Source organism: Aromatoleum sp., from assembly GCF_032027225.1.
Lineage (GTDB): Bacteria > Pseudomonadota > Gammaproteobacteria > Burkholderiales > Rhodocyclaceae > Aromatoleum.
This window is the reverse complement of the sequence record NZ_JAVSMM010000004.1, coordinates 124425-149543: the sequence shown is the minus strand read 5'-3', so window position 1 is coordinate 149543 and position 25119 is coordinate 124425. Positions and strand designations below refer to the sequence as shown.

Annotated in this window: 23 protein-coding genes; 4 read left to right on the top strand and 19 right to left on the bottom strand. The window is 68.2% G+C overall.

Annotated elements, in window-relative coordinates; translation table 11 throughout:
- Window positions 1-20: 20 nt before the first annotated feature.
- The 10 genes from ROZ37_RS06895 to ROZ37_RS06850 all read right to left on the bottom strand — a co-directional run bounded on the left by ROZ37_RS06895 (window position 21) and on the right by ROZ37_RS06850 (window position 10439).
- Complete coding sequence (locus ROZ37_RS06895) at window positions 21-1112, bottom strand: 6-bladed beta-propeller (protein ID WP_312658478.1); 1092 nt, start codon at window positions 1110-1112, stop codon at window positions 21-23.
- Entirely contained in the window at window positions 1112-2059 is a 948-nt protein-coding gene (locus ROZ37_RS06890) for a hypothetical protein (protein WP_312658477.1), read from the bottom strand. Before ROZ37_RS06890 ends, ROZ37_RS06895 begins: the two co-directional genes overlap by 1 nt.
- A gap of 4 nt (window positions 2060-2063) precedes the next feature.
- On the bottom strand, window positions 2064-2477 hold the full coding sequence (locus ROZ37_RS06885) for a c(7)-type cytochrome triheme domain-containing protein (RefSeq protein WP_312658476.1): 414 nt from the start codon (window positions 2475-2477) through the stop codon (window positions 2064-2066).
- Complete coding sequence (locus ROZ37_RS06880; RefSeq protein WP_312658475.1) at window positions 2474-3118, bottom strand: c(7)-type cytochrome triheme domain-containing protein; 645 nt, start codon at window positions 3116-3118, stop codon at window positions 2474-2476. Before ROZ37_RS06880 ends, ROZ37_RS06885 begins: the two co-directional genes overlap by 4 nt.
- Window positions 3119-3234: 116 nt before the next feature.
- Entirely contained in the window at window positions 3235-4842 is a 1608-nt protein-coding gene (locus tag ROZ37_RS06875; RefSeq protein WP_312658473.1) for a hypothetical protein, read from the bottom strand.
- An 857-nt stretch (window positions 4843-5699) separates the two neighbouring features.
- Complete coding sequence (locus ROZ37_RS06870; RefSeq protein ID WP_312658471.1) at window positions 5700-6743, bottom strand: peptidylprolyl isomerase; 1044 nt, start codon at window positions 6741-6743, stop codon at window positions 5700-5702.
- Between the two features lie 144 nt (window positions 6744-6887).
- Complete coding sequence (locus tag ROZ37_RS06865) at window positions 6888-7730, bottom strand: cytochrome c3 family protein (protein WP_312658470.1); 843 nt, start codon at window positions 7728-7730, stop codon at window positions 6888-6890.
- A 296-nt stretch (window positions 7731-8026) separates the two neighbouring features.
- A complete protein-coding gene (locus ROZ37_RS06860) occupies window positions 8027-9196 on the bottom strand; it encodes a 6-bladed beta-propeller (protein WP_312658468.1) in 1170 nt (389 codons plus the stop codon).
- 70 nt (window positions 9197-9266) lie between these two features.
- A complete protein-coding gene (locus tag ROZ37_RS06855) occupies window positions 9267-10046 on the bottom strand; it encodes a cytochrome c3 family protein (RefSeq protein WP_312658466.1) in 780 nt (259 codons plus the stop codon).
- Window positions 10047-10136: 90 nt separating this feature from the next.
- Entirely contained in the window at window positions 10137-10439 is a 303-nt protein-coding gene (locus ROZ37_RS06850; RefSeq protein WP_312658465.1) for a c-type cytochrome, read from the bottom strand.
- Window positions 10440-10588: 149 nt separating this feature from the next.
- Between ROZ37_RS06850 and ROZ37_RS06845 the strand changes: the two genes are divergently transcribed.
- Window positions 10589-11503 carry a c-type cytochrome gene (locus ROZ37_RS06845; protein WP_312658464.1) on the top strand — a complete coding sequence of 305 codons (915 nt, stop codon included), beginning with the start codon at window positions 10589-10591 and terminating at the stop codon, window positions 11501-11503.
- Window positions 11500-12504, top strand: a complete 1005-nt coding sequence (locus ROZ37_RS06840) for a c-type cytochrome (RefSeq protein WP_312658463.1) — start codon at window positions 11500-11502, stop codon at window positions 12502-12504. Before ROZ37_RS06845 ends, ROZ37_RS06840 begins: the two co-directional genes overlap by 4 nt.
- A 20-nt stretch (window positions 12505-12524) precedes the next feature.
- Here the strand turns inward: ROZ37_RS06840 and ROZ37_RS06835 are convergent, their stop codons facing one another.
- From ROZ37_RS06835 to ROZ37_RS06805, 7 genes are read right to left on the bottom strand one after another with little or no spacing between them, the layout of a single operon-like run.
- Window positions 12525-13931, bottom strand: a complete 1407-nt coding sequence (locus ROZ37_RS06835) for a hypothetical protein (protein ID WP_312658462.1) — start codon at window positions 13929-13931, stop codon at window positions 12525-12527.
- Window positions 13922-15640: a VWA domain-containing protein gene (locus tag ROZ37_RS06830; protein WP_312658461.1), complete on the bottom strand. Its 1719-nt coding sequence runs from the start codon at window positions 15638-15640 to the stop codon at window positions 13922-13924. Before ROZ37_RS06830 ends, ROZ37_RS06835 begins: the two co-directional genes overlap by 10 nt.
- A complete protein-coding gene (locus tag ROZ37_RS06825) occupies window positions 15637-16623 on the bottom strand; it encodes a VWA domain-containing protein (RefSeq protein WP_312658460.1) in 987 nt (328 codons plus the stop codon). The genes ROZ37_RS06830 and ROZ37_RS06825 overlap by 4 nt, the downstream gene beginning before the upstream one ends.
- Window positions 16620-17108 (bottom strand): DUF4381 domain-containing protein, encoded by a 489-nt coding sequence (locus ROZ37_RS06820; protein WP_312658459.1) that lies wholly within the window; start codon window positions 17106-17108, stop codon window positions 16620-16622. The genes ROZ37_RS06825 and ROZ37_RS06820 overlap by 4 nt, the downstream gene beginning before the upstream one ends.
- The gene (locus ROZ37_RS06815) at window positions 17105-18199 is read right to left on the bottom strand and encodes a DUF58 domain-containing protein (protein ID WP_312658457.1); all 1095 of its coding nucleotides are present in this window, start codon (window positions 18197-18199) and stop codon (window positions 17105-17107) included. The genes ROZ37_RS06820 and ROZ37_RS06815 overlap by 4 nt, the downstream gene beginning before the upstream one ends.
- Window positions 18196-19170: a MoxR family ATPase gene (locus ROZ37_RS06810; protein WP_312658456.1), complete on the bottom strand. Its 975-nt coding sequence runs from the start codon at window positions 19168-19170 to the stop codon at window positions 18196-18198. The genes ROZ37_RS06815 and ROZ37_RS06810 overlap by 4 nt, the downstream gene beginning before the upstream one ends.
- A gap of 20 nt (window positions 19171-19190) precedes the next feature.
- Window positions 19191-20438, bottom strand: coding sequence for a glycosyltransferase family 87 protein (locus ROZ37_RS06805; RefSeq protein WP_312658455.1), 1248 nt, complete (start codon window positions 20436-20438; stop codon window positions 19191-19193).
- A gap of 257 nt (window positions 20439-20695) precedes the next feature.
- Here ROZ37_RS06805 and ROZ37_RS06800 point away from each other — a divergent pair, with 257 nt between their 5' ends.
- Window positions 20696-21811, top strand: a complete 1116-nt coding sequence (locus ROZ37_RS06800; RefSeq protein WP_312658454.1) for a radical SAM protein — start codon at window positions 20696-20698, stop codon at window positions 21809-21811.
- Window positions 21808-23043 (top strand): aminotransferase class I/II-fold pyridoxal phosphate-dependent enzyme, encoded by a 1236-nt coding sequence (locus tag ROZ37_RS06795; RefSeq protein WP_312658453.1) that lies wholly within the window; start codon window positions 21808-21810, stop codon window positions 23041-23043. Before ROZ37_RS06800 ends, ROZ37_RS06795 begins: the two co-directional genes overlap by 4 nt.
- On the opposite strand, the gene ROZ37_RS06790 is transcribed toward ROZ37_RS06795, so the two are convergent.
- Together ROZ37_RS06790 and ROZ37_RS06785 are read right to left on the bottom strand one after the other, a co-directional pair.
- Window positions 23011-24309, bottom strand: a complete 1299-nt coding sequence (locus ROZ37_RS06790; protein ID WP_312658452.1) for a glycosyltransferase 87 family protein — start codon at window positions 24307-24309, stop codon at window positions 23011-23013. The two genes, ROZ37_RS06795 and ROZ37_RS06790, sit on opposite strands and share 33 nt — an antisense overlap.
- Complete coding sequence (locus ROZ37_RS06785) at window positions 24306-25100, bottom strand: polyprenol monophosphomannose synthase (RefSeq protein WP_312658451.1); 795 nt, start codon at window positions 25098-25100, stop codon at window positions 24306-24308. The genes ROZ37_RS06790 and ROZ37_RS06785 overlap by 4 nt, the downstream gene beginning before the upstream one ends.
- Between the last annotated feature and the right edge of the window lie 19 nt (window positions 25101-25119).

Sequence of the window (25119 nt, the reverse complement as noted above, 5' to 3'; positions counted from 1 at the left end):
ATCCTGTTCCGACCGGCTGCTTATTCGCCGTCGGCCTTCGCGCCGCCGAGATACTTGAACACCGTGATGCGGCCGTTGAAGGTGTCCGCGACGAAGACGCGGTCGAACGGATCCACCCACACGCCCGAAGGCAGATAGAACTTGCCGGTCGTCTGGCCGACGCCACCGATCGGCATCAGGAATTCGCCCGCCTCGTTGAAGATCAGCAGGTTGTCGTAATACGACTCGACGATGTAGATGTTGCGATCGCTGTCGACGCCGACCCCTTTCGGCCGCACGAGGTTGCCGTAATAGAGCCCGCGCTGGCCGACGACCTGCGGCTCGCCTTCGGGCAGCGGGAAGACCTGCACGCGACTGTTCATCGTGTCGGTCACGTACAGCTTGCCGCCGGCGATCGCCAGATGCGTCGGGAAATTGAACTCGCCCGGTGCCTCGCCGCGTTCGCCGATCGTGCGCAGCAGCCGGCCGTCTTCGCTCAACACCTTGATGTCGTGAGCGTAAGTATCGGAGATGTAGAGTTCGCCGGTCGCCGGGTCGCGGGCGAGGCCGGTCGGGCGTTGCAGCATGCCGTAGCCGATCGGCGTGAGCGGCGCGCCGTCGCGGTCGAGACGGGCGATCACGCCGAGCTCGGCGTCGGCGACCCAGACGCCGCCGTCGGCCGCGACCGCGATGCCGATCGGCGCGACGAACCGCCGCAGCCCCTGCGCGTACTCCCAGACTTTCAGCTCGCCGGCAGGTTCATCGAACACCACCACCGCGGCGCGACTGACATCGGTGACGAAGATCCGGCCCGCGCCGTCGCCCACGACCGCCTGCGGTCGTTGCAGCACGTTCGGGGATTCTCTCTCGAACAGCCCGACGACCCACGCGAGGAATCCCGCGACGCCGCTCTTTCCTTCCTCGCGGACGAAATTCTCCTCGCCCGTCAGCTGCCCCGCGAACTGATAGCGCGGCGGCTCGGGTTCGGGGGGCCACATGATGCGTCTGCCCTCGGGCGCGTCGCCCAGCCCGTAGTGCAGCCGCGCCGGCTTGCTGTTCGTCGCGCAGCCCGCCAGCGCGGCCGCGAGCGCGACGAACAGGCAGGCCGCGAGAGGCGGGAGGCGCCGGCGCATCAGCGTGCTCCCGCCGGGGGCGGGAGAATTGCGAAGACGCCGATGCGGCCGCCCGGGCCGTCTGCGACGTAAGCCCGCTGATGGTCGATCGTGATCGCGGTGACGTCGGTCAGGCCGAGGCGCGAAGCGGGAATCGTGAACGCGAGCAGGTCGCCGTCGAACACTTTCAGGCGCTGGTCTCCGCGGTCGACGATCCACACGCGGTCATACCCGTCGAGCGCGATGCCCTGCGGATTGACGATTTCCCCTTCACCGAAACGCGCCATCACCAGGCCGTCGCGGTCGAACTCGATGACACAGCGGCAGCGCGGGTCGATGCCGACGACGCGTTGCGGGCTGGCGGCGAGCAGCGTCGCGCCCGCTTCCTCGGTCGCAAAACCTTCGCGGCTGCCGGCGATCGGCTGGCTCATCCGTCCGGATGAATGGAATGCGAAGACGCCCCCGGCGGCATCGGCGATCCAGATCTGGTTGAGCGTCGGCTCGATGACCAGATCGGACGGCTGCAGGATCTCGAACGTCGACGAAAAGCTCGCCAGCGGCCGGCCTTCGCGGCTCAGCCGGGCGACCTCGCCGCGGTCGGGCCGCAGGACATACACCGTGCCGTCCGGGCCGCTCTTCACGCGTACGCCGGGCAGCGCCGGCAATGGCGCGAGCTGCGCGACCGACTGGGTGATCGTGTCGATGCGCAACAGGCGCGCAAGACCGCTGTCGGCGACGTACAGGTCGGGCCCCGTCGCCGACAGCGACGACGGATAGACGAGCTTGACGTACTGGCCCGACGGCGGCTGCCCGGCGCCACGAACGGCCGGGACGCTGAAACCGCCGCTGATGACGCCCTGGGGCGCGAGCAGGTCGGTTGCGACGTCCCCTGCAGGCGCGCCGGCATGGGCCAGCAGGGCCGTTGCGGCAAGCAGCATGGCCGTCATCGAGCGCGCAACGGTTGCCATGGGCTTACCAGCGACCGGGGCCGAGGGTTTCATGTCCGCCAAAGATCCCGGGGGGCAGGCCAGCCTTGCCCGAATGGCAAAGGTCGCAGTTTTCGACCGACCACGCGAGCTGGCCGTCGTGGCACATGCCGCAGAAGCGGCCTTCGATGATGTCATTCATTTTCACCTCGTTGGACCCTGCGCGCATCTTGAAGCCGAGCTCGAAATGACAAACCTTGCAGCGGAAGCGGATGCGATGGAACCAGTGGGGAAAGATCACCGGCCGCATCCCTTCCTTTTCCGCGAAGCGATTGAGCACGACGTCGCCGTACTCGGCGTCGGCCGCACCCGGCACGAATGCGACGATCAGCGCGAGGCAGAGCAGGGCTTGCCGCAGGACTAGTGAAAGCGCGCCCGCCCGCCGGCGTGAACGTGTCATTTCGCCGGCTCCGCTTTTCGCTCCGGCGCCACCATTGCCGTCGGCAGCTTCGGCGGAAGCGCCATGCCCGACTTCGCGGCTTCCTGTTCGAGGTCGGCGAGCGCGTCTTCCCGCTTCGTGTTGTGGCAACGTCCGCACTCGGTCAGCGGAAAGGCGACCGCCCCGTGGCAGACACCGCACTGCTCGCCCTGCAGGATCAGGAACATGCTGATCTTCGTCGCCCCCGCTTCCTTCCGGAATAGGTTGTCGTGGCAGTTGGTGCAATCGAGCCAGCGCGTATGGATTCCGTGCGGGAAGCGGACGATCGGCATGCCGCCGCGCAGGTTCAGGAACATGTCGCGCTCGTAGGTCTGTACGTTCGTCTCCGTACGCAGGCTGCTGCGCGGATTGATCTGCCCCTGTTCGAGTGCCTTCACCCAGCGCACCTGGTTGCCGGCAGTGTCGGGAGCGAACTGCGACAGCGCTTCGCCCGGCGGCTGCAGCAGCTTCACCGCGGGACTCCCCGGATCGCGCAGACCGTCCTTCGCGATCGGTTGCCAGGTCTGCTGGGCGGCGACGGGCAGCGCAATCAGACAGAGCCAGAGCAGGGCCGGGAGTTGCCGTGACAGGAAGGACTTCGTCACGGACAGGGTCTTGCACATCGTAAAGCTGACTCCAGATTCGAATTGCAGCGTGTTCGGCGGGCCAGGTTCGGCACCGGGTTCGCACGGAAGTTGCCGAGCTTAACCCAGGCGCCGCGTTCGGCGGAACCGGTCGCTCAGTACGCACCGAAATGACGATTCACGCGGAAGAACAGGAGCTCGCTGCGACGGCCTTCGATCTCGGCGACCCGCAGCTGCAGTTCCGTGTCCAGCCGCCCGATGCTGTAGCGCAGGCGCTGATCGAGATCGAGCGTCGTGCGGTCGGGCTCGCGCTCCGCGTCGGGGTCCCCGCGGCGCCGGGCGTTGTCGCGCGCGGTGTTGGCGCGGAAGTCCGCGGTGTAGCGCATGCCGCGCAGCCCGAACGCACGGTTGTGGCTGTAGCCGAGGTTGCCGGAGATGCTGCTGTTGCGCGATCGCTTGGTGGTGTCGATGAAAACGGGATTGCCGAACTCGTCGATCAGCAGGAACTCGTTCTGCGCCGAGGATTCCTGGCGCGACAGCTGCCAGGTGAGGTTCGAGTTCAGTTCCGAATATGCGCTGATGCGCCAGCGCCCGCTCAGCTGCACGTTCAGCATCTGGAAAGTGCTCGGGCTGTCGCCGGTGACGCGGCTATCCGACACGCTCGTGCTGAGAAAGCCGGACAGCCGGTCGCCGGCGTTGGCCTGAAGGCTGAGGCTTGCTCCATGGCTCAGCGTGCTGGAACTGACCGAGCCGAGGCCGTTGCTGCGGCTGCTGCCGACCGACTGGTTCAGGCTGCCGTTCAGGAAGGAGTACGCGTTCGGCTGCCAGTTGCGGCTCAGCGAGTGCCCGACGGACGCGTTCGCGGCGCGCGTGGCTTCGCCTTCCGATGATGTCGAATTCGACAGCGAAGAGCTGCCGAACCAGTTGTAGACGTTGTTGCGGCCGAAGGTGACAGGATCGGCGCTGTAATTCAGTCCCAGGTTCTGATTGGTGCTCATCTCACCGCTACCGGCCGAATTCGCGCCGATGCTGCCGAAGAGGTTGAGGTTGCGGCTCGCGACGTAGCTCAGGCTCGCCGAGCCGCCGACATTGCGGCTGTCGTACGAGGTGCCGCTGCTCCGGCTATCCGTCTGGAAATACCTGGCGTTCGCCGTCCCCCGCCACGGGGAGTCGGTCGGCGTCCAGGAGAGGTAGCTAAAGAGCTGGGCGCTCTGGGTGTTTCCGTCGAACCGGAAATCCGATTCGCCGAGCTCGTACGCCTGGCGCGTGAAGGTTGCGCTGGTGTCGACCGTCGTCGCGTCGCTGAAGCGGTAGCCGTGAGAGCCGAGGACGAAGAGATCGTCGGTGGTCTGATCGCGGCTCTCGTTGCGCGAGAACGAGCCATTGGTCGTGAAGCTGTGCTGGCCGAGCGTGCCGCTGAAGGACGCGCCGATGCGGTCGACCGTGTCCACCCCGAAGTCGCCCGTCAGCTCGCTGCGGTCGAACTGGCCCGAGGTGCGCCACGTGCCTACCATCGGCCGGTAATCCTGCTGTAGCGCCAGCCGGCGACGCTGAACGTTGCTGCTGGTAATCGAGCCGTCGCTGCGGCTGTCGGACAGCGCGAGCGAGGCCTGGAACGGAAAACGGCTTTGCGGAAAGACATTGAGCGTACCCGTGCCGTTGATCGACGTGCCCGTGAGGTTGCTGCTCGCCGCGTCGTCGGTCTGGCTGCGCAACATCGTCAGGCCGAAGTCACCCGAGACGAGCGCGATGTATGGCTGCATGATGAACGAGCTCGCGCGGAGCCGCGTTTCATATACCTGCTCGCTCGACGTGTCGCTTTCGTCCGCACTGCGGCGGCGGAATCCTGCGCTCAGTGACCCGCCCCACCTGATCGGCGGGACGCCCCACTTTCGTTTGGGGCTGCTCGGTGCTCCGAAGCCGCTGCCGGCCGGGCTTCCGGGCTGCGGACGAGTCGTCGGCAACGGCGGGTCGAGTACGTCGGCAGGCAGGAATTCGCCGTCCCCTTGGACGGAGGCTGCAATTGCTCCCTCGGCGTTAGCCGGGGCGGCGCGCGCGGCGATTTGCGCGGACGCCGGAGTTGCCGGGCGCAGTGCGTTTTCCGGTTCGACGGTGGCAGGGGAGTTCGGTGTGGCCGGCCGGGTTTGCGGCCCCCCGCGCGATGCGTCGCTGCGCTCGCTCGGCCGCGGCGACGGGGTGCCCGGGTCTTCGCGGCGGCCCGGGGGCGGAGGAAGGCCTCGATCGGATTTGTCGGGCGGTTCCTCCGGCGAGGTCGGGCCGACTCTGGCCAGCAGTGACGTCGCGAGCCGCAGCGGTGGCGCGAAAGTGTTCGTGGCGTTCGCGCTCGGTGCGGGAACACCCGCGTGGCGGCTGGAGCCCGGAGGCGAACTGGAGGACAGGCTTTCGAGCGCCAGCGCGAGGCGCAGCCGTGGCGGCCGTTCAGCGTCTGCGGCCGAATCCGCCGCGTGCGTCGACCACGCTGCCGCCATCAGCATTCCGCCGACGAGCGGAACGAGGGCCATCCAGCCAACATGGCCCGGTGAGCGCGAGCCTGTCCATTGGAAGGACATCGTTTCACTCGAACGGCGAATCGTGCGACGCGACATCCATACCCGCGGACTTACTTCACCGGCTGGTTCGGCTTGCCCAAGGCTGCGTAACGCTGGGTGTTGAGTTCGATCCGGGCGTTCTTGCGCAAGCGTGCGACGAACTGCGTCCAGGCTGCTTCGGACTGTTCGCGCATCAGCAGATCGGTCGCGCGCGTGCGGACCGTCGCAAAGTCATGATGTTTCGGAGCCTGATGCGCTTCGTAGCGGAACAGCGCGTAACCCTGAAGAATGCGCGTCGGCTCGGAAAGATCACCCGGCTTCATGTCGTCGATCTTTTCCTGGATGCCTTCGGGCAGCATGCCGCGGTGGAGGTAGCCGAGGTCGCCGCCTTGCGCTGCCGAGTCGTCGGCCGAATGTTTGCGAGCGAGCGCAGCGAAATCCGCCCCGCCTTCGACGAGCTGCATGCGCAGTGCGCCCGCTTCGGTCGCAGCAGCCTGCCACGCGGCAGTCGGCGACGAAGGGTCGACCTTCAGCACGATCACCGACACCCGCATCTTTTCCGGTTCGGTGAATTTCTCGGAGTTGGCCTTGTAATAGGCGCGGACCTTGTCTTCGGCGGGGGCGGCCACCTTGCGGATTTTCGCCTCCAACGCCTCGAGCATGTCGTCCTGCTCCAGCCGCTCGTGCAGTTTCGGCAGGATGCTCGCGCGCTCCTGCTGCCAGCGGGGGCTCGAGCCATAGCGCCGGTCGAAGTCGGCGATCTTGGCGTCGATCGCCTTGGCGTCGGGCTTGAGTCCCTGGCGCTTGATCTCGTCGACGAGCAGCAGGCGATCGATCATCGAGTTCGCGACGTCGCGGACGAGTTGATCGATCGCGCCTTCCGGCGGCGTGCCGTGATAGAACTTCTTCCGTGCCGCTTCGTTCGCCGCGGCATCGAATTCGGACGAGCTGATCACGGTGTCGTTGACGACGGCGGCGAAGGGCGGGGACGTGACGTGGCTCGCGGGCGCGACCGTCGTGCTCGCAGCGGCGGGTTTCGCGTCCTGCGCGTAGGTGGCGCAGGCGAGCATCGCTGCCGGCAGGAGCGTCAGAAATTTGAGGGCTGGGGTTTTCATCGAGGCGACTTGTTCCTGTCGAGGACTTTTCAGGATCCGGGCACGCGAGGAACGAGGCCGGTGAAAAAAGGGCCGGGCTAGTCCTCCTTGCCCGACCCTTTCGGAAAGCGGCGGTCCGATACCGCTGCGGACCGCACGCGGTGCTTACTTCGTGTGGCAGGCGAGGCAGATATCGCTGTTCTTCGTCGTGACCCGCATGAAGTTCACGTTGTCGGTGTTCTTGGTCTCGACGTGGGGGTCATGGCAGGACGCGCACTCGACCGACGGGCCGGCGCCGCCGGCAAAGGTGCGGGTGTAGAGGATGATGTCTTCCTTGTCGCGGACACCGGTGCTCGTGCCGCGGTCGATCCAGAACACCTGCTGGCTGTTGACGCTCTTGGTCTTGATGTCCGTCGCGCCCTTGAAGTCGAGATCCTTGCAGCTTCCGCTGACCGTCGTACCCGTCCCGGTGATGCCGCCACCGCAGTATTCGATGCCGATCGGGTGATCGTTCTTAAGGTCGGCTTCGAGGTTCGCGATGCCGGTGATCTTTCCCGTGGTCTGACCGGTGCCGGTCCACGTGTAACCCTGGCTCACACCGGCGGCGCCGGTGCCCACGCCGGCGCCGCTACCCGGGGCATTGAACATGTTGTCCATCGCTTGCGTGCCGTCGTGGCAGGACAGACAGGCGAGCGACACCGAACCGACTGCGAGAATTTCGCCGTCGATCGTCGACGAGTTCATCGTGGCGTAGGTCGTATACGTGGTGCTCGGCAGCGTCTTGTTCCACAACGGCGCCGGGGCGCTGGTGTTCGCACCGTGAGGCGTGTGGCAGAACACGCAGATCTGGTCGGTGTTGCTCGTCTTGTTCGCGACGTCCGTGCCCACCGTCCCGATGTTATTGGTCGACGACAGGTTGTGTTTCGTGTTCTCGATGCCGGCGGCGGCACTCCCGCTTATCAGCGCCAGCGCGGCCAGCGCGAGCGTTTTTCCCAGTATTTTTCTCATTGGTAACCCCCGATGGATGGTCAGTTGGTTTCTAACCGGAGGCCACCCGATTTCGCAGACGGCCGCGGTTTCGATCTCACTTGCAGAACAGGTCCTGCAGAGCACATCTAGCAGGTTCCGGTCCACGTGGATTTCGTTGCCGCGCAGGAAAATGTGCGATCAGGTAAGGGTATGAAAATAAATAAAAAACTCTTGGATAAACGCCGCTTTTAGCCCGGAAAACGCGCCGCGTTATCGCGCTTTCAGGAAATGGAATCGGCATATTCCCGGATGTGGGAGCGGATACGCGAGCTTCGCTATTTCGCCGCGGCGGCTGTCGTTCGCGGCACGAGGAAACCCTGGTCGACGGCGAGCTCGTACGGACGGAACACGTCGACCTTCGCGAACCACTGATCGACGAAGAACACGCGCCCATCCTCGTCGACGGCGATGCCAGACGGGAGGATGTAGCGCGCCGGCCCGCCCTGTTCCGAACGCGAGCCGACGTACATCAGGAGTTCGCCGTCCGCGGTGAAGATTTGGAAGTTTCCGAACGCAGCGTCGGCGACGTAGACGTTGCCGTCCGCGTCGGTCGCAATTTCCTTCGGACGGGCGAAGTTGCCGAGTTGGCGGCCGACCGCGCCGAAACTCTCGCGATAGCTGCCGTCCGCGTTGAACACCTGCACGCGGAAGTTGCCGCCGTCGACGACGTAAAGACGACCCTCCTTGCCGATCGCCATGTCGCGCGGCAGGTTGAATTCGCCGGGGCCGTTGCCGCGCTTGCCGATGTCCATCACGTGTCGGCCGGTCGCGGTCTCGAACACCCGCACGCGGTGGTTTTCGGATTTCACGCCGCCGATGTCGACGACGTAGATCTGTCGCCCCGAGGGGTCGACGGTGACGCTCGAAATGCGGTCGAACAGATCCGTGCCGCCGATCTTGCGCAGGAACTTGCCGTCGCGGTCGTATATGAAGACCGTCTTCTGCGTCGCATCTGCGACGTACAGCCGGCCGGCGCGGTCGACGTCGAGACCGAGCGGCTTGATCAGCATGCCGGGCTCTTCCTCGCCGATCGTGAAGAACTTCCCGCCCGGCACATCGAAAACCTTGACGCTGCGCTCGGCGCTGTCCGAAACGAAAACACGGCCGCGGTGCGCGGCGACGGCATACGGCTTGGTCATGAAGTGGCCGCCGCGCTGAGCACCGGTGACCATGCGCCGAAAGGCGTCGTCCTTGTTGTCCGCCACGACGTCGGTCGAGTTCGTGAAAGTCCGCTCATAGACGAAGCGCGGTTCGTCCGGAGGGGCGGGGAACACCAGCGGAGCGGCCGGCTTGTCCGACGCAGCCAGGTCGTCGGGAAGTTGGGCGCAGCCGCCGAGCAGTGCGAGACCGGCGCACAGCGCGAGCGCGCGTTTCGCGAACTGCGCGCGGGACACCGACGGGCGGCAGGAGGCGTGACGGAAAAGGGGCGGGATGGGCAGTTTCATGTCGGTCCGGGTCTTGGGCATGACAGGGAGCCTGGAACGAGCGGCTCCGGGCGGCGGTTGACGCGAACACCTACTTCACATGGCAGGTCATGCAGAGGTCGCTTGCGGCGGTATCGGTGCGTAGGAAATGGGGCCGCACGCTGTGAGGGTCGTGGCAGCTCGCGCATTCGATGAACGGGATTTCGGCCTGATCCGCCGGATCGAGTCGCACGTAGAGCGGGACGTCGAGACGGCCGCGCTGGGCGGAGGCGCCGGTCTTCGAGACCCACCAGACCGGGCGGCTGTCGACGACGCCTCGCGTCGCTTCGCGAAACTCCGCGTTGAACTTGACCATGCGGCCGGGGTTCGTGAGCCGGCCTTCCTTCGCTGCTTCCTCGCGGGCGCGCTGGCGTTGTTCGGGGGTGAGTGCGCCGCGGTAGGGCACGGCGAACGGATGGTCCTCGATGCCGCCGGCGATCCCGAAAGCTTGCGTGGAGTCGTGGCACGACAGGCACGCGACCGATTGCGATCCCACGGCCTCGCGACCTGCCTGCCCCATCTGTCCGATGTCGTCGAACATGATGAAGGGCTCGTCGGCCGGAACCGACGGCTGCCATTGGGGCGTCATCGCATCCGAATGGTCGCTGTCGGTCGGCGTGTGGCAGAAAACGCAAATCTGTCGCGGATCGGTAATCTCGATGTTCTGGCCGCGCGCGAGGTTGTGCGGCGTCCCGCGCATATCCATCCGCTGGCCGTAGACATTGCCGCCCCGCAGCGCGAGGCCCATGGCGAGGACCGCCGCAAGCAGCGGAAAACAGATGAAAAGGCGCATGACGGGGGGCGACAGGGCTGTTGTTCTTGGCCGGCTCATGCGCTGTTTCCAAAGCGGGGAATGGCGTTCTCAACTTCGGGAGGGGCCGACGCGGCGGGTCTTGCGACGGGGCGGCTCCGCGGCTTCGGCTCATTTCGAAGCAGAGACGATGTACTCGACGGCCTCGCGGACCTGCGTGTCGGTCAGGCCGGCGTGGCCGCCTTTCGGCGGCATCCCGCCCTTCCCGCGTAGCGCGGATTCGAGCAGCGCCTCGAACCCGCGCGGCAGGCGCGCCGCCCAGGCGGTACGATCGCCGACGACGGGGGCGCCGGCGACGCCGGTCGCGTGGCAGGCGCGACAGATCTGGGTATAAACGGCCTTGCCGTCGGCCGTCGCCGGGCCCGCGACGAGCAGCGCGAACACAAAGCCGACAGCAGCGATGAACCGATACATGTATGGAAGCTTCGAGGACGTCGTCGGCACGGCGCGGCAACTGAATAGTGAGGGTGTGCGACTTAAGCAACGCACATGCCAATTCCACGATTCACGATCCGGACCGGTTCTTGCATCATCGAAGCGGTTTTTCGACTTCGAGGTTTTTTGTGACTCACAACCAACAATTCAGGCGAGCCGTCCGCGGGAGCGTGGCTTGTCTCGGCGTCGTGGCGAGCTTCGCGGCGACCGCCGCCCCGATCAAGGCGGACGTGCTCTATCACGAGTACTGTTCGGTGTGCCATGGCGACCGCGGCGATGGCAACTCGAAGGCCATCATGAGTCTGAATCCGCCGCCGCGCGACCTGACCAAAGTCGCGTCGCTGCCCCGCGATTATCTGCTGCACGTGATTACGAACGGCAAGCCGGGCACCGCGATGGTCGGCTACAAGAGCCGCCTGAACGCCGAGCAGCTCGGCGCGCTCGCCGATTACGTCCATAACGAGATCGTCAATCGCGGCGCCGCCATTTCCGCTGGCACGCTTTCGGGGATTTCCGGGACGTCCGGCACGACCGCCGGCAAGAACGGGCAGTCGGTCGCTCCGGCCGCACCCGCGCCGGCTGTCGGCGGCAAAGGGCACGGATCGGGCGTGGAGGCGACAACGCCCGCTGCATCCCGCGCCCCGGTTCCGCCGATCGCCGCACCGCTTCCCGAGCGCAGGTCCGTCGCGCCCGACGAGCGCGCCGACATGAAGCTCGGATTTCCCTCGGGGCTGAAGGGCGACAGCGAGAAGGGCAAGGCGTTCTACCTCGCGAACTGCGCCGAATGCCATGGTGCGAATGGCGACGGGCAGGGCAAGCGGGCCTACTTCATCCGCCCGGTGCCGCGCAATTTCCTCGACGAGCGCTCGCGCCTGACGCTGAACCGGCCGGCGATCTATGCGGCGACGTTCTTCGGCCGCAACGGCACCGAGATGCCTGCATGGGGCAAGGTCCTGACCGAGCAGGAAATCGCGAACGTGTCGGAATTCGTGTTCCGCAGCTTCATCCGGTCCGACGAAAAGGCAGTGGCGAAGGCGAAATGACGTTCCGTGCCTGGGCAGGCGGACTCATGACGGCGCTGGCCGTCCTGTCCGCCGCGCCGACGTTCGCCGGGGGCGGGCGTACCGACGACGCACGGCACGAAGCCGGACGCAAGATCTATAACTTCCGCTGCTACTTCTGCCACGGCTATTCCGGCGACGCGAAGACGCTCGCGACCACCTACCTCGCGCCGAAACCGCGCGATTTCACGCGCGACGACGAGAAGTCGATCAGCCGCAAGCAGATGGTCGACGCCGTCCGCGACGGCAAGCCGGGCACGGCGATGAAGGGTTTCAAGGGGATCATTTCCGAGTCGGACATCGAACTCGTCGTCGATTTCGTGCGCGTGGAATTCATCCGCGGCAAGGCCGAGAACACGCGCTATCACACCGCCGCGAACGGCTGGCCGAATCACGAGCGCAACAAGCTCGCCTTTCCGTTCGCGAGCGGCAAGATTCCGCTCGACCGGCCTTGGGAGCAGTTGAACCCGGACGAGCAGCGGGGCAAGCGCCTCTTCCTGACGACGTGCATCTCGTGCCACGACCATGCCCGCACCGAAGACCCCGGGCCGGTGTGGGGCGGGAGGCCGCTGTCCTATCCGCGCAATCATTTCGACCCGGGCGATTACACGTCCGCGCCGCCGACCAAGGTCGACGCGATCGCGAGTGCGAGCCCGTATCAACTGCACGACGTCGTCCCCGAGGTGGCGGGGTTGTCGCCCGGCGAGAAGCGTGGCGAGAAGCTCTATCAGGCGAACTGCGCGTTCTGCCACGGAGCGACCGGCACCGGGAAAAACTGGATCGGCAGCTTCATGGAGCCGCATCCGCGAGATCTCACCGACCCTGCGTTCATGCGCGACATGACGCGCGGGCGGCTCGCGCACACGATCCGCGAGGGGCTGCCGAACACGTCGATGCCGGCGTGGAAATCGGTGCTGAAGGCCGACGAGATCGACGCGATCGTCGCGTACGTCTCGCGCGTGTTTCACCCGGTCAAGCCCTGAACGCTTCTCCCGGCCGCGCTTCAATCCGGATACAGCGGAGGCAAGGCGCCGGGGCGGGATGTCGGCCTGAAGCGCGCTTTCGTCCTCAAGGTCGGGATGCACGCGAGCAGGCGGCGTCCGTCCCAGCGCTCGGCGGGCATGCCGTAAAGATGGCGGTCGAGCGCCCTGATCGCGTCGCGCGCGCCCGGGTCCGGAACGTGAGCGGCGAATTCTGCGAGCGAGCGCGGGGGTCGAATTGGCCAACCCTGTGGGTCACAGGCGAGTAGCGCGTCGCGCGTCGCGCGCGGGTCGTTGCGACGGCAGGCTGCACGCAACGCGCGCCACGGCGCATCCCGTTGCCACGCGCGCCGCAGCAGCCATGCAAGGGACGCGCTGAGCGCCGCGAAGATTGCCGCCGCGGGCGGCAGGCGGATTCCGATTCGGCTTGCGGCGGGCTGGAGGTCGGCGCCGTCGAAGTCCTCCCCCGGCGCAACGGCCGTCGACGCCGGCTTCGTCTCCACGGCGTTCGGCACTTCGGCAGCTCCCCGCAGGTCGGCATTGCCGACGACCGAAAACGTTCGCGCCGGCAGGATCGCGAGCCGTGGCTGGCCTGCCGCTGCATCCCACCAGTGAACCTGCACTTCCGGCACAGTCAGTTCGCCGGCACGCGACGGGACGATGCGCCAGCTCTGCTCGCGGATGCCGACATTCCATTCACCGTCGAAGCGGTTTTCAAGTCGCGGCGGTGCCGGATGCACGGACACCCCCTCGACGCGCAAGTCGGGCGGCGGCAGTTGCGCCGCGTCGAGCCCGTGTGCCTCGATCCGGATCGTGCGCTGCACCGCTTCCCCCGTGTGAAGCTCGGCGGCCGTCGGTGTCCACGTCTCGGCAAGCGAAAGCGCGCGTGCCGGAAGCCACGTGTCGGGCGCTGCGTCGGGCGGAATCGGCAACACCGACAGAGCAACCTGCGGCGCGACGATCTCGAGCGCCGCGCGCGCCCCGGGCAGGGCACCGGGTACGGCAACCGTGCCGACGGCTCGTGCGCCGGGCAGGGCGAACTCGCCGCTCGCGAACGGAAAGACCGCAAACCGCCGCTCGGTGACGCGGTAGCGGCGCCCGTTTCGTGTCGTTTCATGCACCCGGTCCTCGCCGAGCGGCCGAAGTTCGCCGAGCGCCGGCGCGGGCACTTCGAGCCGCAGCTCGCGCACGTCGGAGGCCTGATACAACCGCAAGGTATAGATCGCCTGGGCCTGCACGTAGATTTCGGCGGGTTCGAAGGCGGCTTCTAGCCAGAGATCGGTTGCGCCGGTCTTCGGTGTCGCCGCATGAGCGGGCGCCGGCAGCCCAGGCTGAGGAGCCGCGGCAGACGGCAGCGCACTGCTGGCGCCCGTCGCGAGCAGCGCGACGAGCGTGATGAAGCCGATGAGATGCGGGAACATCATCGCCATGGCCGCGGCAACTCCCCCGCTTCGCGGCGTTGATGTTCCAGCGCGAGCTTGCGCTGCAGCAGGCCGCCCGGGTCGTGCGGGACGCGGCGCAGCCACTGGTCGGCAAGCAGATCCGCTTCGCGTCGCGGATCCCTTTGACCGCGTGCCATGCGTCGCGGATCGGCAGCGCCTTCGGCTTTCGGCGCCGTGTTTGCCGGCGGCTCGGACGCCGAGAGTGGCGGAGGGCGATCGACGTTTGCTTGTGCGCCGCTGGACGCGGCCGCGGAAGGGTGGGCGGGCCCGCCGTTCGCGGGATTTGGCGGCGCGGAATGTCGCGGTGCCGGGGGCGCCGCGCTGTCGTCGCGGTCGGAGTCCTGCTCGCGCGGAGGGAGCGTGTCGTTGTGCCGTGCGAGTCGTTCCCGCACGAGATCACGGTTATACACGGTGTCCTCGTCGCCGGGCCGCAAGCGCAGCGCTGCGTCGAAAGCCGCGAGCGCTTCGTCGAGGCGATCGAGACGGGCGAGCGCGTTGCCGCGGTTGTAATGCGAATCCGCGTCGTCGAACGGCGCGAGAAGGGTGGCGGCTTCCTCGAAACGGCCCGTGCGGTAATTTGCCACTGCTCGCCAGCGTGGATCGGCGAACAGCTCGGCAGCGCGCGTCGGATCGCCCGCAGCGAGCAAGCGCGCCGCCTGACGGTCACGGTTCAGCCACAGAGCGGCGAAATCCGCGGCATCGGCCACCGGGGGCACGAGCAGCAGCGGGACGACAAGCGCCAGCAGCACGCCGCGGCGGAACGCGAGCGCGGCGAGCGGTAGCAGCAGCGGCAGCAGCCACACGCCGATCTCGCGCGGCCGCGCGACGCGATGCGCCGCGGCAATCGCCGCCTCACCGCCGTCGAGTCTCGCGGCCAGCCGGCGCACATCGTCGCCGTCGGCGCGCAGCGCAAGGTATACGCCGCCGGTCGCTTCCGCTGCGCGCTGTAACGCCGCTGCCGCGGGCTGCGACACCGCGGACGGGTCGGCGGCGTCGAGGACGGACAGACTGAGATTGCGCTCGGCGAGCTCGATGGCGGCCTTCGCAACGGTGGCCGAAGGTTCCCGGTTCGAGGTGAGCCATATGACATCGCCGCCGGGTCCGCCGCTGCGCGCGAGGACGTCCGCGGCCATCTGCAGCGCGCGTTCCGGGCGGTCGCCGGCAAGCGGGACGATTTCGGGCTCGAGTTCGGGGACGAGCAATGCAACGGTCGCGGCGTCGGTCGTTGGCGGCGCGACGAGGTAGGGCTCCTCGGCGTACGCGATCAGCGCGGTCTGTCCCGGCGCTGCGGCCTGCAGCAGGGCGAGGAGTTTCAGCCGTACGCGCTCGATGCGCCGGTCGCCGCCTTCACCTGCGCTCATCGCCGGCGACAGATCGACGACGAACACGCGCGCTGCACCGTTGCGATAGGCGAGTTCCGCCGTCTGCGGCAGCGCCGGTCCGGCGAGCGCAATGACGGCGGCAACCAGGCCGGCGCCGGAGAGGCCGAGCGCGAGGCGCCGCGCGCTCGGCGAGCCGGGGATCGTCACGTGCGGCAGCAAGTGCGGGGCGACGACCGCGCGCCAGCCGCCCGCGTCGTGCTGCCGCTGCGTGAGTTTCGCCAGCAGCAGCGCTAGCGGCGCCAGCGCCAGCAACCAGGCCGGGCGCAGCAACTCGATCGTCACCAGCGTCGCGAGCAGTTCGTCGATTGCAGTCATGCGGTATCGCGGCGAAGCCGCCTCAGCGCGAGCCAGGCGAAGAGCCCGAGCGCGAGTGCGAGCGGCCACGGATGAAGTTCCCGGGCCGGCCGCAGCGAGGCGTCACGCGTGACGGGTTCGAGCTCGCCGATGAGCCGGTAGAAGGCGTCGAGCGCGTCGGCATTCGTCGCGCGGTGATAGCTGCCGCCCGTCTGTTCGGCGATGCGGCGCAGCGTGTCCTCATCGAGCTCGGACGACGCTGCGACATCCCCATCGTCGGTTATCGGAGCGCTCGCCGGTGCGCCGAGCCCGACCGCGTGGATTCGCAGCTTTGCGCGGGCCGCGATCCACGCGGCCTGCACAGGGTCGAGATTTCCGCTCGTGTTGGCGCCGTCGGTCAGCAGGATCAGCACGTTGTCGGTGTTGCCGGGTTCGCTTTGCTTTGCGGCCGCGAGCGCGATCGCATCGCCGAGCGCGGTTTCGCGTCCCGCCAGTCCGACGGCGGTGGTCGCGAGCGCCGCGCGTACCGCGGCGAGATCGAAGGTCAGCGGCGTGTGGAGATACGCGCGGTCGCCGAAGACGATCAGGCCGACGCGGTCACCGTCGCGCCGGGCGATGAAGTCGCTCGCGAGGGTGCGCGCGACGAGCAGGCGTTCGAGCGGCTGGCCGTCGAGTCGAAGATCGCGTGTCGCCATGCTCGCGGAGACGTCGACTGCGATCATCAGGTCGCGCCCGCTGACCGGCATCGGCGCTTCCTCGTCGATCCATTGCGGCCGCGCCGCAGCAACGACGAGCAGAAGCCAGATCGCCAGCGCCAGCCACGGTCCCGATCGCGAGCCTGGCGCCGGGCCGGCGCCAGGCGCTTCATGATCCGGCGTCGCGGTCGCGAAATCGTCTGCCGACGGCACCCGCAGCGTGACGTCCGCTGCGGCCGGCGGGACCCAGCGGCGCACCAGCCACGGGAGCGGCAGCAGAAGGAACATCCACGGCCACGCGAACGTCATGGCGCGTTCGCCTTCAGCCAGCGACGGACGAGGGCCGTCAACGCTTCGCAATCGGCGTCGTGGAGCGCCGCGTCCGCATCGGATCGCGTCGGCCGCCGGTAAGGCAGCGAATCGAGCAGCGCGCCGAGGCCGCCCCGGAATTCGCCATTGCCACCGTGCTCGTCGAGAAACGCCAGCCATGCCGGACCGACGAGGCCGGCGACCCGGCTTTGCGGAAAACGCCACGCCGCGTAACGACGTAACAGTCGCGACAGCTCGCCCGGGAGTCGCACCGGATCGGCGTGGTGCCGCCATCCCGCGGCGATACGGTCGGCTTCGCGCAACGCGATGCGGAGCGGTCGCCTTCGGATCTGCCGGCGTGCGAGGACCGCGATGACCAGCGCGAGGGCCGCCACGGCGAGCCAAGCTCCGGGAGCCGGCGGCCACAGGCCGGGTTCGGGTGGAAGGTGGAGGTCCCGCAGGCCGTCGAGCGTCGGCGCCGTCATGCCGGATTCGAGCGCGGCCGTGGCCAGCGCGGAGCCTGAGGAAAGTGGCCGTTGCCGAGCGCGTGCAGGACGCGCATCGGGTCGTCTATGGCGGAGAGCGGGATCAGTGCTGCGCGAAGACGTCGGGCGAGTGCCACGAGGGCGGCGCGGCGCTCTTGAAACTGCTGACCGTACGCGGCACGCGCGGCCGCGGGACGCAGGTCGAGGACGCGCTCCCCACGCGCGTCCGCAATCCGGTACACGCCGGGCGGCGGCGGTTCGGCCTCGAGCGGGTCGAACACGTGGACGAGCGCGAGCGACCCGCGCCCGGCGAGCGCCGCGAGGGCCGTCTGCGCGCCGGCATCGAGCTTGTGGAAATCGCTGAAGACGACGACGGCGCCGCCCGCGCGCGCGGTACGTTGCAGCGTGCGCAGCGCGTCGGGAAAACCGGCCCCCGATGCGGCGAACCGCGCCGTGTTCGCCGGTAGCTCCAGGTTCGGATCGCGCTGCGCACCCGCATCGCTGCTCGATGGCATCGCACGGCGCGCACCGTCGACCCCGCCGTCCGTTGCCAGCGCCCGCATCAGTTCGAACGCGCCGCGCTGCCGCGACCGCGGCGGGACGACACGATAGCCGTCGGCATCGCACAGGACCGCGCCGACGCTGTCGCCCGCCTCGGCGGCGGACCACGCAAGCAGCGCCGCCGCGCGGGACGCGATCACCGACTTGAAGGCGACGCGGGTGCCGAAGCGCATCGACGCTTGTCGATCGATCAGCAGCAACATCGGGCGTTCGCGCTCGGCATGGAACACTTTCGTGTACGGCCGGCCGCGCTTCGCGGTGTGACGCCAGTCGATGCTGCGCACGTTGTCGCCGCGCTGGTAGGAACGCAGTTCGGCGAACTCCATGCCGCGACCGGCTTCGCGCGTGCGGTGCAGGCCGGGAGCGGGCGCGACGGCGGCCGCAGGCCCCACGTCGAACCACGGGCTGGCGCAAGCGGCGAGGCGCCGACGCAGCGCGACGAGCTCGGCAAGCGACGGGACGGCCGGGTCCGGCGCGGCGTCGACCGGCGCGGGGGGCGGGCCGAACCAGCGCGACCACGCGGCCTTCATGGCACCGGCACGCGTTCGAGCAGCGCGTCGACGAGCGCGTCGACGCTGTCCCCTGTCGATTGCGCTTCCCAACTCGGCACGATGCGGTGGCGCAGCACGTCGGGCGCGAGCGCCTGGATGTCCGCGGGGGACACGTAGTCGCGCCCGTGGAGCCAGGCGCGGGCCCGCGCGCAGCGTTCGAGCGCAATCGTGCCCCGGGGGCTGGCGCCGAAACGCACGCGCGCGTCGAGGTCGGCGCCGAAGGTCTCCGGCGCACGGGTCGCGGCGACGAGCCGGACGATGTAGTCCTCCAGCTCGGGGGCCAGGTGCAGGTCGAGGACCGCGCGGCGCGCCGCGAAAATCTCCGTTTGGGTCAATGTCGGCAGCGTCGCCGGGGCCGCGGACGGTTCGAGCTCGCCCCGCGCTTCATCCCGCGCGAGACGCAGGATTTCGCGCTCGGTGGCCGCGTCGGGGTAATCCACGCGCACGTGCAGCAGAAAACGGTCGAGCTGCGCTTCGGGCAGCGGATAGGTGCCTTCGTGCTCGACCGGGTTCTGCGTCGCCATCACGAGGAACAGTCCCGGCAGCGGAAAGCTCGTCTGACCGACCGTGATCTGGCGCTCGCCCATCGCTTCGAGCAGCGCCGACTGCACCTTAGCCGGCGCGCGGTTGATCTCGTCGGCGAGCAGCAGGTGATGGAACAGCGGTCCGCGCTCGAAATGAAAGCTGCCGTCCTGCGGGCGGAAGATCTCGGTGCCGGTCAGATCGGCGGGGAGCAGGTCCGGCGTGAACTGGATGCGGTGGAAGTCGGCCGCGATCATTGCCGCGAGGCTGCGGATCGCGCGGGTCTTCGCGAGGCCGGGTGCGCCTTCGACGAGCAGGTGGCCGTCCGCGAGAAGGCCGATGAGCAGCCGCTCGATGAGCCGTGGCTGGCCGAGCACCGCGGCTTCGAGGCGGGCGGTGAGTTGGCGGAAGACTTCCTGGAGTGACATGCGGGTCGGCGGTGACGGATTCAGGCGGGGGCAGCGGTCGCGGGAACATTCGCCGCAAGCGCACGCCGGTAGCGGCGCGTCGCGAGTGCGAGGAGGACTGCGAGGATCAGGGGACCGAACTGGATACCAAACGTCGCGGCGATAAACTTGACCGGCAGCAGCGCGGCCATCGCAGCGGCGAGCGCGACGGCTTCCGCCCGCGCCGCGCCGCGCTCGCGCATGTCGGCCCAGAGCCACGCGGCGGCCGGGACGACCAGGACGAGGTCGTACAGGTAGGTCATCGGCAGCGCTAGCGGCGTCGCGACGCACAGGATCGCGGCCTGCAGTCCGAGCGTTTCGGGATGGCGGCGGCCGCGCCACCACCCCCACGCGACGAGTCCGGCGACTGCGGCGGCGGCCGCATACTGCGCGGTCCAGGCCGCCTCCATCGACCAACCTGCCATGTGGGCCCCGGACAGCACGGTCGTCATCGGCACGAAGTTGAAGGCGCCGGCAGCAAAGCCGTCGAGATGGAACAGCGAGGTGCCGATGAAGGCGAACCACGGGTCGTCGCCGAACGCGAGCACGCTCGCGACGATCGTCGCGAACACGGTCGCCGCGGCCGATGCGAAGGCGCGCCACTGGCCCCCGGCGATGAACGCGAGCGGAATCAGTACGCCGAAATGCGGCTTCACGCTCGCGAGCCCGATCAGAACGCCGGCCGCAATCGGCCGCCGCGCGAGCAGCGCGAGGCCGAGCCCGATCAGCCCGGCGCTGAGAAATCCCGTCTGCCCGTACATCACGTTGAAGAACACCGGCGGCGCCGCGAACGCGAACGGCCACGCGAGCCGGGCCGGCAGGATGCGGCGGACGGCCGCGACATAGGGCAACGCGGTGACGCCGAGCCACGCGAGCCACGACAGCATGTAAGGCAGATAGGCGAGCGGGGCGATCAGCAGGATGAAGGTCGGCGGATACATCCACGGCGCGAAACCGACGCGGCGCGCCTGCTCGTCGTTGATGCCGTCATACATCGCGTGCGCGGCGCGGCGGCCTGCGAGGGTCATGCTTTTCGGGTCGTAGAGATACTCCGGCGGCATCTCGCGTACGAGCATAGATGCGGCATAGGTCGGGGTGTAGTCGGTGAAGAGCGGCGTCTCGCCGCGCTCGGCCCGGGCGCGGCCTTCGACGTGCGTAAAGGCGACGAATCCGAGATAGCCGATGACGACGAGCCATAGCGTGACGATGAGTGCGGCTCTGCTTTCTGGCGGTCGTGCGCGTGACGTCATCGTCGGGTCGGGCTGCGGACGACCGGTACGTCCGCGGAAATGTCCCTGATGGTGGGACGGGATCATTGGCAGCGCGCGATGTTCACCGATTCCGCAGGACCTGTCCATGACGGAGCGCACGGATTGCAGCGCGGGGAATTCGTGCAGCCTTGTGCCGGCCGGATCCTTCGGGTAACTTCCGCCGCTCATTTGCTTCAAGCCCTCCAGCGTCGCGTCGGTGGGCCATCGGATCCGCGTTGGCGATCTCGCTCCCGAAAATGACACCCCCCGATGCCGCAGTCCGCCGTTCGTCGATTGCGCTTGCTGCACGGATGCTGCGCCAATTCGTCGACGTGCAGACGGCCCGCCGCGCCCTTCGCGCGCCGCAGAGCCTGCCGCTGCTCGCGATCGACACGACGGTCTCCTGCAACGCCCGCTGCGGCATGTGCGCGTATCCGACCCATTACCCGGCGAACGAATCTGCCCTGTCGACCGACGAGTTGCGCGCGGTGATCGACGACGCGGCGGCGCTCGGTGCCCTCGTCATCAGTCTCGGCGGCGGCGAACCCTTCCTGCGCACGGATGCGGAAGAGGTCATCGGACATATCGATGGTTACGGCATCACCTCGCTCGTGCACAGCAACGGCTCGCTGCTGACGCCGGCGCGACGCGAGCGTCTGGCGGCGCATCGCCATCTGGCGCTGGTGCTGTCGCTCGACAGCCATCGCCGCACGACGCACGACGAATTGCGCGGCCTCACGTGTTTCGACCGCGTGGTGGCCGCCGCGCGCCACTTGGCCCGCCATGCGCCCCATGTCCGGCTCGGTTTCACCTTCACCGTCACGGCGCACAATTTCTGCGACATGCTCGGCGTGATGCGACTCGCCTGCGATCTCGGCGTGCGCACGGTGCGCTTCACGCCGGTGCACGACAACCTGCAGCACCGCTTCGGCTCGCGGGACGACGCGCGAGGATACGCCGTGGCGCCGCAGGACCTGCCGGCGCTGCGGGACGAGGTCGAGCGCGTGCTCGCGTTCGCGCGCGAGCACGGAATGATCACGAATTCGCAGCGCTTCCTGCGCTCCGTCCCGGATCACTTTCGCGGCCGTGTGGAGCACCGCTGCTTTGCGGGCTTCTTCTACGCGTACATCGACCCGTCCGGCAATGTGTTCCCGTGCTATGACCATCATGCGGGACTTAACGTCCGTCGCGACGGCGGGCTCGCGGGGGCGTGGCGCTCGCCGATGATGGATGTGCTGAGGCGGCGGGTGGTCGACTGCCGGCACCGGTGCTGGAACGTCGGCACCGCCGAACCGAGTCTGCGGATGGATCTGCGCACGCTGACGGGGCAGTTGCCGCAGTTGCTGCGCGAGACGATGTTCTTCCTGCGATGAGCGGCTTCATTCCCCGTCGCCGCTATCTCATGTATCGCGGCGAGCTGCGCGACATTGCCCGCGCCTGGCTGCGAGGTCGGGTCGCCGACCCCAGGCCCGTGCGGCAGTTCGAGCAGGCGCTCTCGGCGTATCACGGGATCGCCCATGTGCGCACGGTGAACTCCGGTCGCATCGGGCTGCTCGTCCTGCTCGAGGCGCTCGGGCTGCGGCCGGGCGACGAGATCCTGGTTCCCGCCTATACGCTGAAAGCGCTGATCGAACTCCTGCAGCACGCCGGCTACGTGCCGGTACCGGTCGACATCGATCCGCAGACGTTCAACCTCGATCCGCAGGCGGCGCGCGATCGCATTGGTCCCGCGACGCGCGCGATCCTCGCGACGCATCTTTTCGGTCGCGGCGGCGATGTCGAAGGGCTCGCACGCCTCGCGAGGCGATCGGGATTGCTGCTCGTCGAGGACTGCGCCCAAGCACTCGGAACCCGTATCGGCGGGCGTCCGGTCGGGACTTTCGGCGACGGCGCGATCCTCAGTTTCGACCTGCTCAAGCCGATCAATACGTTCGGCGGCGGTGCGGTCCTGACGCCGCACCGGGAAGTGGACGCGCGCGTTGGCGACGCGCTGCGGAATCTCGCGCAGCCGCTGTTCCCGCTCGCGCGGCGCCTCGCGCTCGGACTGGCCGAGCACGCGGTACTGGTCACTCCGGCGGCGCGACTCGTGGCCACCGCGTTCGCCGACCCCCGCGTCGGCCGCGTCGTCGAGCGCGCCTATCGGTCGATGCAGGATCGCGCGCGTCCGACCGCGTCCCGCTACTTCGGGCTTCAGGCGCAGATCGGGTTGCGCCTGCTCGACAGCCTCGATGCGCGCGTTGCCGTGCGCCGCGACATGGCGCGCAAGCTCGCGGCGCTGCTCGGCGAACGCGCCGCGGCGAGCGTCGAGCGTGGCGAAAACGGATACTTCTTCGTCCGGCTCACCGACGGCAGCGCGGACGGGTTGCGGCGCGACTTGCTCGCAGCCGGAATCGACGCCGGGATTGGTTCGGAGGTCGCGGATTATTGCGGTGATCTCGGGCGCGCCGCGGAGTGTCCGGTTGCACGCGACGTCGCGGCGCACGCGATCCAGCTTCCGTTGCACGAAGGGCTGACCGATACGCATCTGAGGCGGATCGCGGACGTATGCGCCGGCCGGCTGCGCGCGCCCGCGTTACGTGCTGCCCGGCCGCTCGACGGCGACTAGGGCGATGTCAGGCGGCGAGGTGCGACCGCCGTCGTCGTTTTCGGGGAACGGCCGATCGCGGCCTTGCACCGACGCCGACGGCCCCGCTGCGACGACCATCGTGGCGAAAACGATGGCCATCGCTGCGACCAGGAAAATGCCTTGGGCCTGCAGCAGCCACGGGATGTCGGCAATCGCCCTGAGCGTGACGGTCGAAGAATCGACGGCCAGCGGCAGCTTGCGAATCCACCACAAGAGCGCGGGAGCGACGAAGCCGACCGAAACGACCAGCCGGTACAGCCGGCTCCGGGCGGGCGGCGGCAGTCCGTGCGCCAGCCAGAAGAACAGCGGAACGAGCACGAGGCAGTCGTATTCCTTCAGGCGGGGCAGCATCAGCGTCACGCAGGCGAGCGCGGCGAAGCCGCGGTCCACCGCCGAGGTCAGCCGATTGCAGACGCGCAGCGTCAGCACGAGCAGGAAGGCGCACCAGGCCAGATAGGCGAGCGCGAGGATCGTCCAGTCGCCCTGCGCATAGCCGGCGACCTGCATCAGCCGCATGAAACCGAAATGCGGCTCGGCATGCACGATCGGCAGGATCAGCTCGAGCCACGCGGAGAATTCGCCGGGGTGCAGCACGGCGTCGGCTGCGTACCAGAGCGAAACGGCGGCGGCGCCGAACGACGCGCCGAGAACATCGCGCCGCGCGACGAACGGGATCAGCAGATAGAGCGCGTAATGCGGCTTGAACAGCGCCGCGACGACGCACAGCGCGACCGCCGGCCAGGTGCCTTCGTCGAGCTTCAGCACCGCGATGCTGACGAGGCCGGCGAAGACGATCGACAGGTTGCCCGACGACGTCTCGAACACGAAAATTCCGCACGACAGCGTCAGGAAGAACAGCGCCGGCACCAGTGGCGACCCGCGGTTATCGCGTGCCACGGTCCACGCGAGCGCGACGAGCGAGGCGGCGTACAAGGCCCCGTAGCCGACGGCCAACGCCTTCATCCCGATGACGTCGACGACATCGGCGAGCAGCCGCGTGACCCCGGGCGCCGACATGTACTGGAAGCGATAACCGGCGCAGCTTCCGGGGTAGGCGGGGTCGAGATACGCGTTCGGATTCCCGGTCGACAGCATCGCTTCGAGACCGCAGGGGAAGGTCCGTGCGTCCCAGAAGAATGCGCCGTAATCCGCGAGCAGAACCCACGCGGTCAGGAGCGCCGGCAGCCCGACGAAGGCAAGGCCGCCCGCTGCGGCGACAGTCCTCGGTATCGATTCGTTGTTCATCGCTGCGAGGTTCTCGCGGGATTGAAGACTCGTCCGTCTGCGCGGATGCGTCTTTTGCGGTGCTGCACCGGTGCGCGATTCAGCCGGATCGTGAACGCATGAAAAATGAACTCGGCGACATCGAAGACGCGCAGCTTCGATTTTCCGTGCGTGCGCGCGACATATTCGACCGGGATCTCGCGGATCCGGGCGCCGAGCAGGTGGGCTTCGTGAAGCATTGCGACCATCAGGGCGAAGCCGGTCACGCGCAGCCGTTCCGGCCGCATCTCGCGAACGAGCGGCGTACGGATCGCGCGGAATCCGGCGGTGCAGTCATTGATTGCGCCGAGCTTCGCCAGGCGCCGGGCGACGTGGTTGCCCCAATGCGAGTTCAGCCGGCGCAGCAGCGGCCAATCGTGCGGCACCCGGCAGCCGTCGACGTAGCGGCTGCCGATCGCGAACTCCGCACCCTCTTCGAGTGCCGCGACCAGTCTCGGGATGTCCTCGGGCCGATGCGACAAGTCCGCGTCCATCTGAACGACGACGTCCGCGCCGAGGTGATCCACGGCATGCCCGATGCCGCGCAGGTAGGCGTCGCCGAGGCCCGCCTTGCGGCCTTCGAGCAGATGAACATCCGAGGCGTCGCGCTGCAGCCGTCTTACCGCGTCGGCCGTGCCGTCGGGCGATCCGTCGTCGACGACCAGCAGCGCCACGACGTGCGGAAGCCGGGCGCAAGCCGCTCGGGTACGTTCGACGAGTGGCGCGATGTTGGGCCGTTCGTTGTAGGTGGGGACGACGACGACGATTTTCATGAGCGGGCTCGTCCTAGCG

Bases quoted from the DNA above. Each gene is read 5' to 3' on its own strand.
- ROZ37_RS06840 (WP_312658463.1), top strand. From the start codon at position 11,500: ATGACGTTCCGTGCCTGGGCAGGCGGACTCATGACGGCGCTGGCCGTC.
- ROZ37_RS06880 (WP_312658475.1), bottom strand. From the start codon at position 3,118: ATGTGCAAGACCCTGTCCGTGACGAAGTCCTTCCTGTCACGGCAACTC.
- ROZ37_RS06860 (WP_312658468.1), bottom strand. From the start codon at position 9,196: ATGAAACTGCCCATCCCGCCCCTTTTCCGTCACGCCTCCTGCCGCCCG.
- ROZ37_RS06810 (WP_312658456.1), bottom strand. From the start codon at position 19,170: ATGTCACTCCAGGAAGTCTTCCGCCAACTCACCGCCCGCCTCGAAGCC.
- ROZ37_RS06795 (WP_312658453.1), top strand. From the start codon at position 21,808: ATGAGCGGCTTCATTCCCCGTCGCCGCTATCTCATGTATCGCGGCGAG.
- ROZ37_RS06885 (WP_312658476.1), bottom strand. From the start codon at position 2,477: ATGACACGTTCACGCCGGCGGGCGGGCGCGCTTTCACTAGTCCTGCGG.
- ROZ37_RS06785 (WP_312658451.1), bottom strand. From the start codon at position 25,100: ATGAAAATCGTCGTCGTCGTCCCCACCTACAACGAACGGCCCAACATC.
- ROZ37_RS06895 (WP_312658478.1), bottom strand. From the start codon at position 1,112: ATGCGCCGGCGCCTCCCGCCTCTCGCGGCCTGCCTGTTCGTCGCGCTC.
- ROZ37_RS06855 (WP_312658466.1), bottom strand. From the start codon at position 10,046: ATGAGCCGGCCAAGAACAACAGCCCTGTCGCCCCCCGTCATGCGCCTT.
- ROZ37_RS06820 (WP_312658459.1), bottom strand. From the start codon at position 17,108: ATGACGGCGCCGACGCTCGACGGCCTGCGGGACCTCCACCTTCCACCC.
- ROZ37_RS06870 (WP_312658471.1), bottom strand. From the start codon at position 6,743: ATGAAAACCCCAGCCCTCAAATTTCTGACGCTCCTGCCGGCAGCGATG.
- ROZ37_RS06835 (WP_312658462.1), bottom strand. From the start codon at position 13,931: ATGGCGATGATGTTCCCGCATCTCATCGGCTTCATCACGCTCGTCGCG.
- ROZ37_RS06815 (WP_312658457.1), bottom strand. From the start codon at position 18,199: ATGAAGGCCGCGTGGTCGCGCTGGTTCGGCCCGCCCCCCGCGCCGGTC.
- ROZ37_RS06865 (WP_312658470.1), bottom strand. From the start codon at position 7,730: ATGAGAAAAATACTGGGAAAAACGCTCGCGCTGGCCGCGCTGGCGCTG.
- ROZ37_RS06805 (WP_312658455.1), bottom strand. From the start codon at position 20,438: ATGACGTCACGCGCACGACCGCCAGAAAGCAGAGCCGCACTCATCGTC.
- ROZ37_RS06890 (WP_312658477.1), bottom strand. From the start codon at position 2,059: ATGGCAACCGTTGCGCGCTCGATGACGGCCATGCTGCTTGCCGCAACG.
- ROZ37_RS06830 (WP_312658461.1), bottom strand. From the start codon at position 15,640: ATGACTGCAATCGACGAACTGCTCGCGACGCTGGTGACGATCGAGTTG.
- ROZ37_RS06875 (WP_312658473.1), bottom strand. From the start codon at position 4,842: ATGCAGCCATACATCGCGCTCGTCTCGGGTGACTTCGGCCTGACGATG.
- ROZ37_RS06800 (WP_312658454.1), top strand. From the start codon at position 20,696: ATGACACCCCCCGATGCCGCAGTCCGCCGTTCGTCGATTGCGCTTGCT.
- ROZ37_RS06825 (WP_312658460.1), bottom strand. From the start codon at position 16,623: ATGACGTTCGCGTGGCCGTGGATGTTCCTTCTGCTGCCGCTCCCGTGG.
- ROZ37_RS06850 (WP_312658465.1), bottom strand. From the start codon at position 10,439: ATGTATCGGTTCATCGCTGCTGTCGGCTTTGTGTTCGCGCTGCTCGTC.
- ROZ37_RS06790 (WP_312658452.1), bottom strand. From the start codon at position 24,309: ATGAACAACGAATCGATACCGAGGACTGTCGCCGCAGCGGGCGGCCTT.